The 7,779-nt window shown below is 51.4% G+C and carries 4 protein-coding genes and 1 pseudogene; all 5 read right to left on the bottom strand.

All coding sequences use genetic code 11. The annotated features are described in order from the left end of the window. The coding region (asd, locus tag QVO97_RS04835; protein WP_288188973.1) for an aspartate-semialdehyde dehydrogenase at positions 1-1,022 on the bottom strand (1,022 nt) is incomplete at its 3' end. Positions 1,023-1,276: 254 nt separating this feature from the next. Next, complete coding sequence (locus tag QVO97_RS04830) at positions 1,277-2,767, bottom strand: nitrite/sulfite reductase (protein WP_369678383.1); 1,491 nt, start codon at positions 2,765-2,767, stop codon at positions 1,277-1,279. Positions 2,768-2,969: 202 nt separating this feature from the next. Then, positions 2,970-3,692 (bottom strand): annotated as a pseudogene (gene deoD, locus QVO97_RS04825) (purine-nucleoside phosphorylase). A gap of 34 nt (positions 3,693-3,726) precedes the next feature. Further along, complete coding sequence (locus QVO97_RS04820; RefSeq protein WP_022359254.1) at positions 3,727-5,970, bottom strand: DNA gyrase/topoisomerase IV subunit A; 2,244 nt, start codon at positions 5,968-5,970, stop codon at positions 3,727-3,729. An 85-nt stretch (positions 5,971-6,055) separates the two neighbouring features. Next, on the bottom strand, positions 6,056-7,779 hold a 1,724-nt coding region (locus QVO97_RS04815; protein WP_288188970.1), incomplete at its 5' end, for a DNA gyrase/topoisomerase IV subunit B.

The raw sequence follows: 7,779 nt of genomic DNA, 5'->3' as shown, positions 1-7,779 counted from the left end.
GCGCCGCGCAGTGTGTTGTGGGAGAGACCTACAAACTTCCAATCGTAAACTTTGTCTTCTCTCAGACGGCCAACAGATACGCCCATGCCCTTCTCATAGTTGACATCCAGCTGTACCTGCGGACGATTATCCTCCTCCAGATACTGAATGAACTGCTTCGGTGCGCTCGGAAGCTCCAGTTCCTGCGGAAGTCCTTTAAAATTAACCAGCTTCTCGATCAGCTGCTCTTTGGTTGGTTTCTTTCTGAACTTTACAAATACGGCTGCTGTATGTCCGTCCAGAACCGGTACACGGATGCACTGGCAGGTAATCACCGGCTCGGATGCCTTCACGATCTCGCCGTCCTTGATCTCTCCCCAGAGACGAAGCGGCTCCTGTTCGCTCTTCTCCTCCTCACCGCCGATGTACGGGATGATGTTGCCTTCCATCTCCGGCCAGTCTTTGAACGTCTTGCCAGCTCCGGAGATTGCCTGATACGTCGTAGCTACTACCTCATATGGCTCAAATTCCTTCCATGCAGTCAGAACCGGTGCATAGCTCTGGATGGAACAGTTCGGTTTTACCGCTACGAAGCCTCTCTTGGTTCCCAGACGTTTTTTCTGGAACTCAATCACCTTAAAGTGCTCCGGATTGATCTCCGGCACTACCATCGGAACATCCGGCGTCCAACGGTGTGCGCTGTTGTTGGAAACAACCGGTGTTTCTGTCTTTGCATACGCATCTTCAATCGCACGGATCTCTTCTTTTGTCATATCTACGGCGCTGAACACGAAATCAACTTCGGATGCTACCTTCTCGATCTCGTTTACGTTCATAACGGCCATCTTCTTCACACACTCCGGCATCGGGGTCTGCATTTTCCAGCGTCCGCCGACTGCCTCCTCATATGTTTTTCCTGCAGAACGCGGGCTTGCTGCCAGCGCAGTAATCTCATACCACGGATGATTTGCCAGAAGCGTGATGAAACGCTGACCTACCATACCAGTTGCTCCCAGAATGCCTACACGTAATTTCTTTTCCATGTTCATCGTTTTTCTCCTCTTCTGACAGCGGCTTTTTCAGCTTCTCATGGCAGGATGGAGTTTGGATAGGAAGCTCCTGCTCTGCAACACGTTTTCACTCTGCCGCTGTAATTCTTGTCTATCCTATAACAAAACAAACAAAAAATCAACATTTTTCCGCAAGAAAAATACATTTGTACGTCACTCACGGACATTTGATAAATTTATAACGTCTGTCACGGATTTAACGATGTTTTAACTCAAAATAGGTTCTTCTAAGCTAAGTATTCCGCTGCAGCCTTCTCAATCCCATCCGGGTACTGCGTCCGGTAGCTCTCAAAATCAAGCCCCCTTGCCGCAATCTCTTTTCCAAGTTTGACTAAGAACGACGGAATCTCGCTCTCAAACATCGTGCCAAGCTCACGTCCCATCGTCTCTTTTCCCTGTACCTCATTTCCGCCCAGATAAAATACAAATGCCGGCTGTGCCTTGCCATCTGCCATCCGCACGCCGCCGCGGAATCCCATCGGTCCAGTCTGGTGGGTACCGCAGGAAGACGGACATCCGGAAATATGAATCTGCGGAAGTGCGCCGTCCGGGATCTGTGCCTCCCCAACCGCCTTTACACATGCCTGTAACAGAGCCTGCGAATCACGTGCACCGACCTGACAGATCGACGCACCGATACAGCTTACCGATGTCTCAAACTTTGTCTGAGCCGTCTCCTTCGTCGCCTCCAGAATCTTCTCTGCTTCTGCTCCGGTCAAATTAATGATGTACGCAGTTTCATCCGGTGCCAGGCGAAGCTCTGTGCCGTCAATCGTCTGCATCAGTTCTCCCAGGGCTGCCAGCGTCTCCGGGCGCGGCTGTCCGCCAATCGGATGCCAGATAACCGTATAAAGTCCCGGCTGTTTCTGCTCCAGCACACGTTCTCCCGACGCGCTGCTTCCATCGCCTGTTTTGCTCTGCTTTTCTTTTTTTCCTGCCGCTGCCATCACTTCCTCGCGGGAAAGATCCAGCTGCTCCCCGGATGCCAGTACCTCCTGAAGCTTCTCCTGATACGCCTTCCGGTAATTTTCCGCTCCGCCGAGCGCTTCCTGCATATACCGGGTACGCGCTTTTCCGCGGTTTTCGTAATTGCCATATGCCCGGAATGTCAGCCACATCGCCTTAACGTAATAAAGAATCTTCTCCGGCGCAACGCCCTCGGCAACTTTAACGCCAAACTGCGGATTGTTTCCCAGGCCGCCTGCACTGTACACATCAAACGTTCCGTCCGGACAAGCCGCAAATCCCAGATCGCGGTAGGTCGCGTGCGTCACATTCGCCGGTGAATTAGAGAAACAGACCTTGAGCTTGCGCGGCATCTTTTCCGCATTGATAAAGGTCATCAGATATTCTCCCGCCGCCTTCGCCCACGGCATAACGTCGAAATATTCGCCCTCTTCCACGCCGGAAAGCGGAGAACACATCACATTTCGCGGAAAATCCCCGCCGCCGCCCATCGTCACGATCCCGGCATCGAGTGCCTGCTCCATCAATTCACAAACTGATTTCTCATCCAGATTGTGAAACTGCACACTCTCACAAGTCGTAAAATGTACCATATTTACCTGATATGCACGGATTGCCTTTGCGATAAATGCAAGCTTCTCCTTCGACACACATCCTGCCGTCATACGCAGACGCAGCATGCTCGCCGCGCCGCCTTTCTGTGCATAACTGCCATAACGTCCTGAAAAGCCCTTATATGAGCCCTTATCCATCTTTCCTGCATAAAAATCCCTCGTTTTTTCACAAAACTCCGGAAGATCTGTTTTCCACTCCTGTGGAGCAATTCCTATCATTGTTCTCTCCTGTTTTCTCTTCCTGCTGCCACCACGTTTTCTTACGGCACTTTCGGTTCCAAAAGTGCCTACCCATAAACAGTAACCTTCAAATTCTACTTTTATTTTACCAGCTTAGCACTTACACCAGATCCAGCGCCACTTCCATCATATTGGTAAACGTCTTCTCGCGTTCTTCTGCCGTCGTCGCCTCTCCGGTCACTGCCGAATCCGATACGGTCAGGATACAGATCGCATTTGCGCCCGCATAGGCAGCGTTGCTGTAAAGTGCCGCCGACTCCATCTCCACTGCCAGCACGCCCATCTGCGCCCAGGTAGTTCCGGTCGGCTCAAGCGGTGGGTTGTAGAACATATCGGAACACAAAATATTACCGACATGATATTTTAAATTTCTCTTTTTCGCAGACTCAACCGCCTTTTCCAGCAGCTCATAGCTGCACACGCAGGAATAATCCCCCGGCAGGCGAAACTATTTTACATAGTTGGATGTCGTACAGGAGCCCATCGCAAAAATAAGCTCGCGCACCTTTACCTCCGGACGCAGCGCACCGGCTGTTCCGATCCGGATCAGATTCTTGCATCCATAAAAATGAATCAGCTCATACGAATAAATTCCCATCGACGGACAGCCCATGCCGGTTCCCATGACAGACACGCGTTTGCCCTGATAATAGCCGGTATAACCGTACATATTTCTCGTTGTATTGAACTGTTTTGCATCCGTCAGAAAATGTTCTGCGATATACTTTGCCCGCAGCGGATCGCCCGGAAGCAGAATTGTCTCCGCAATCTCGCCCTGCTTTGCCCCGATATGAGGGGTCGGTGTGTTCTGAAGTTCAGTCATATGAAATACCTCCTTTTTTTCTTTCTGTTTTGTTCTAGCTTCTCGCCCGGCTTCCCTTGCCATCGCGATGCCCTATTTTCAAACGGCTCAAATGAACCGGTTTTTCTTTATACATAACGATCGGATCGTCCTCGGTGCCGTCCAGCAGATGGATTGCCTCCAGCGACTCGGTACGTCCCAGCTTGATGCCGCGCACACCTTTCGCATTCTTCTTCATCTCCGATATCTCCTCGATCGGGAATCGCAGGAAAATACCGCTGGTTGTCTGGATGACCGCCTCTCTCATGCCGTCCGCCGGCTGTACCGAGAGAAGCATATCATTCTCCTGAAGCTTGGTCGCCGCCACTGTCCGGTTATTTGTCTCAAATTCCCCGCCCGGCACGATCTTGATCATCGCATCCTTTGTTGCAAATAATAGCTTCTGTCCCTTTAACTGCGCCGCATTCACCACACAGACCGGACGTTCTTTGGTGCCATCAAATTTACTCAGGTTATCAATCGGCACACCCTTATCGCGCAGCTTTCCAAACGGAATCTCCGTCACCTTCACCTGATGGAATGCACCCAGATCCGTAAACAATCCAATCTTATCCGTCGTATGGCACGGCAGTACATACACATTCTCCGTATCCACTGTCTCCCGGTTCCGCTCGTAGATCGACGGTTCCAGAATCTTGCAGTAACCAAACTTGTCCAGCACGAACACGCCCGGTCTGGCGCTCTCCGCCGCTTCGTCATACACCGCCTCGCGTCCATCCTCGATCTTCGTCCGGCGTTCCACTGCAAACTCTTCCTTAATTGACTGCAGATCTTCTTTAATCACCTCGTCCATCGCCTCACGGCTGCCGAGAATCTTCTGGTATTCTTTGATCTTGCGAAGTGTCTCTTTGTACTCCTTCTGCAATGCCAAGATCTCCAGGCCGATCAGTTTATAGAGACGCATTTCCAGAATCGCAGATGCCTGTTTCTCCGTAAAATGAAGCTTCTTGGCGTCTTCCTCAAATCCCGGTGTGCGGAACTGGATTTTGGAAATATCGCCCTCCATCAGGCAGGCTTTCGCATCTTTCAGGTTCTTCGAACCGCGCAGGATCGCGATAATCAGATCGATGCAGTCGCAGGCTGTGATCAGACCTTCCTTGATCTCCTTCTTCTCCTGCTCCTTTTCCAGAAGCACCTGATACTTGCGGGTATTATTTTCATACTGGAAATCCAGGTAATTCTTTAAGATTCCCTTTAAATTCAGCGTCTCCGGGCGTCCATTCGCGATCGCCAGCATATTGACGCCGAATGTATCCTCCAGTTTTGTCTTTTTATACAAAATATTCTGGATTTTCTCAATATCCGCATCTTTCTTGAGTTCCAGAACAATCCGGATTCCTTCTTTATTCGATTGGTTGGAAATATCCACCACATCGGCAAGTTTCTTGGACTCAACCAGATCTGCGATATCCGACAGACATTTATTGATGCCCGCGCCAATCATCGTGTACGGAATCTCCGTGATCACCAGCTTGTCCCGGTCAGAACGGCGTTTTCCAAGCTCCACCTCCATCCGGGCACGCAGCTTGATGCGCCCCATTCCCGTCTCATAGATCGCCGGAAGCTCACTCTTATTCGCAATGATGCCGCCTGTCGGGAAATCCGGTCCCTTTAAGACGCTCAGAAGCGCTTCCGTCTCCATCTCCGGCTGATCGATATACGCCATCACCGTATCGATGACCTCGCCCAGATTGTGCGGCGGAATGCTGGTGCTCATGCCGACCGCAATTCCCTCGGCACCGTTAATCAGAAGATTCGGCACACGGACCGGCAGAACCTCCGGCTCTTTCTCCGTCTCATCGTAGTTCGGCACAAAGCGGACGGTCTTATCCAAATCCTTTAAATATACTTCCTCCGCAAACTTCTGGAGACGCGCCTCCGTGTAACGCATCGCCGCCGCCCCGTCGCCCTCGATGGAACCAAAGTTTCCATGTCCGTCTACCAGCGGCATTCCTTTCTTAAAATTCTGGGAAAGCACGACCAGCGTCTCATAGATCGAACTGTCGCCGTGCGGGTGGTATTTACCCATCGTATCACCGACGATACGCGCCGATTTCCGGTGCGGCTTGTCATGCCCCAGATGCAGCTCCCCCATATCGTAAAGGACGCGGCGCTGTACCGGTTTCAAACCATCCCTCGCATCCGGGATGGCGCGGGCCGTGATGACACTCATCGAGTAGTTCATATAGCTGCGCTGCATTTCCTCTGAATATTCTGTCGTAATGATCGTTTCAGCCATTCTATTTTCTATCTCCTAAATTCCTGTCATATACTTTCATAATCGTAACTGTTCAGTGCCTTCACAGTCACTCATAATCTTTCTATTAAGCATCTATCTCCGCCTCATCCGCGTGGTCGTAGATAAACTGCCGTCTCGGCGGCACGTCGCTTCCCATCAGCATCTCCGTGATCTCCGACGCCATCCGGGCATCCTCGATCTCCACACGCTTGAGCACACGGTTCTCCGGGTTTAACGTCGTCTCCCAGAGCTGTTCCGCATCCATCTCGCCCAGACCTTTGTAGCGCTGCAGAGTAAATTCCCCTGTGTGGGTTCTGCGGTAGCGCTCCAATGCTTTCTCATCGTATAGATACTCTTCTTTTCCCTTTTTCGGAATCACCTTAAATAACGGCGGCATCGCAATATATACGTGCCCGTTCTGAATCAATTCCGGCATAAAACGGTATAAGAAAGTCAGAAGCAGCGTATCAATATGGCTTCCGTCCACATCGGCATCCGTCATCAGGACGATCTTGTGGTAACGCAGCTTCGCAATATCGAAATCATTGCCATATCCTTCCGAAAAGCCGCAGCCGAACGCATTGATCATCGTCTTGATCTCGGCATTCGCCAACACCTTGTCCATCGAAGCTTTCTCCACATTTAAAATCTTGCCCCGGATCGGCAGGATCGCCTGATAGCGGCGGTTTCGTCCCATCTTAGCTGAACCGCCCGCGGAATCTCCCTCGACAATGAAAATCTCACATTTCTCTGCCTCGCGGCTCTCACAGTTTGCCAGCTTTCCGTTGCTGTCAAAGGAAAAACGGGATTTCGTCAGCATATTGGTCTTGGCGCGTTCCTCTGCCTTCCGGATCTTTGCAGATTTCTCCGCACAGGCGATGATCGCCTTCAATACCTCTAAATTCCGGTCAAAATAAAGCTGCAGCTCGTCCCCTGTCACGCTGAACACCGCTTTTGTCGCATCGGCACTCGCCAGCTTTGTCTTCGTCTGCCCCTCAAAGATCGGATCCGGATGCTTGACCGCCACAACCGCCGTCATGCCGTTTCTCGTATCCGGTCCTGTAAATTTTGTATCTTTTTCCTTCAGGATTCCCAGCTCTTTCGCATAGCTGTTGATCATCTGGGTAAAACGCGTCTTAAAGCCCGCCAGATGCGTGCCGCCCTCCTGTGTGAAAATATTGTTGCAGAAGCCGAGTACATTTTCCTCAAATGCATCGACAAACTGGAACGCCACTTCAACCTCGATCTGGTCGCTGACGCCCTTAAAATAAATTGGATCATGAATCGGCGTCTTCGTGCTGTTCAGCTCGCGCACATACGCCACGATGCCGTCCGGCTCCGAATAAGTCACCTTTTCAGCCTCGCCTGCCCGCTTATTCTCATAAAGAATCGTCAGCTTCGGGTTCAGATATGCCGTCTCATGCAGGCGGCTCTTGAGCCAGTCCGCCTTGAACCTCGTTTTTTCAAAAATCTCCGGATCCGGCAGGAAATTGATCTCCGTTCCAGTCTCTCTTGTCTTTCCAACCACCGGCAGAAGACCATCGATCAGCCCAACCGTCGGGATACCGCGCTCATATGCATCGTGATGGATCTGTCCATTCTTATATACATTGACCTCCAGATGCGCTGAGAGGGCATTGACAACCGACGAACCGACGCCGTGCAGACCGCCGCTCGTCTTGTACGCATTGTTGTCAAACTTGCCGCCCGCGTGCAAGGTCGAGAGCACAATTCGCTCCGCTGCCACACCCTTTTTATGCATCTCCACCGGAATACCGCGTCCATTGTCTCGGACGGTGCAGGAGCCGT

It is taken from the genome of Clostridium sp. CAG:43, from assembly GCF_000434655.1.
Taxonomy (GTDB): Bacteria; Bacillota; Clostridia; order Lachnospirales; family Lachnospiraceae; genus Otoolea; species Otoolea fessa.
Note: the sequence above shows the minus strand (reverse complement) of the source record. Positions and strands in the feature narration are given on the sequence as shown.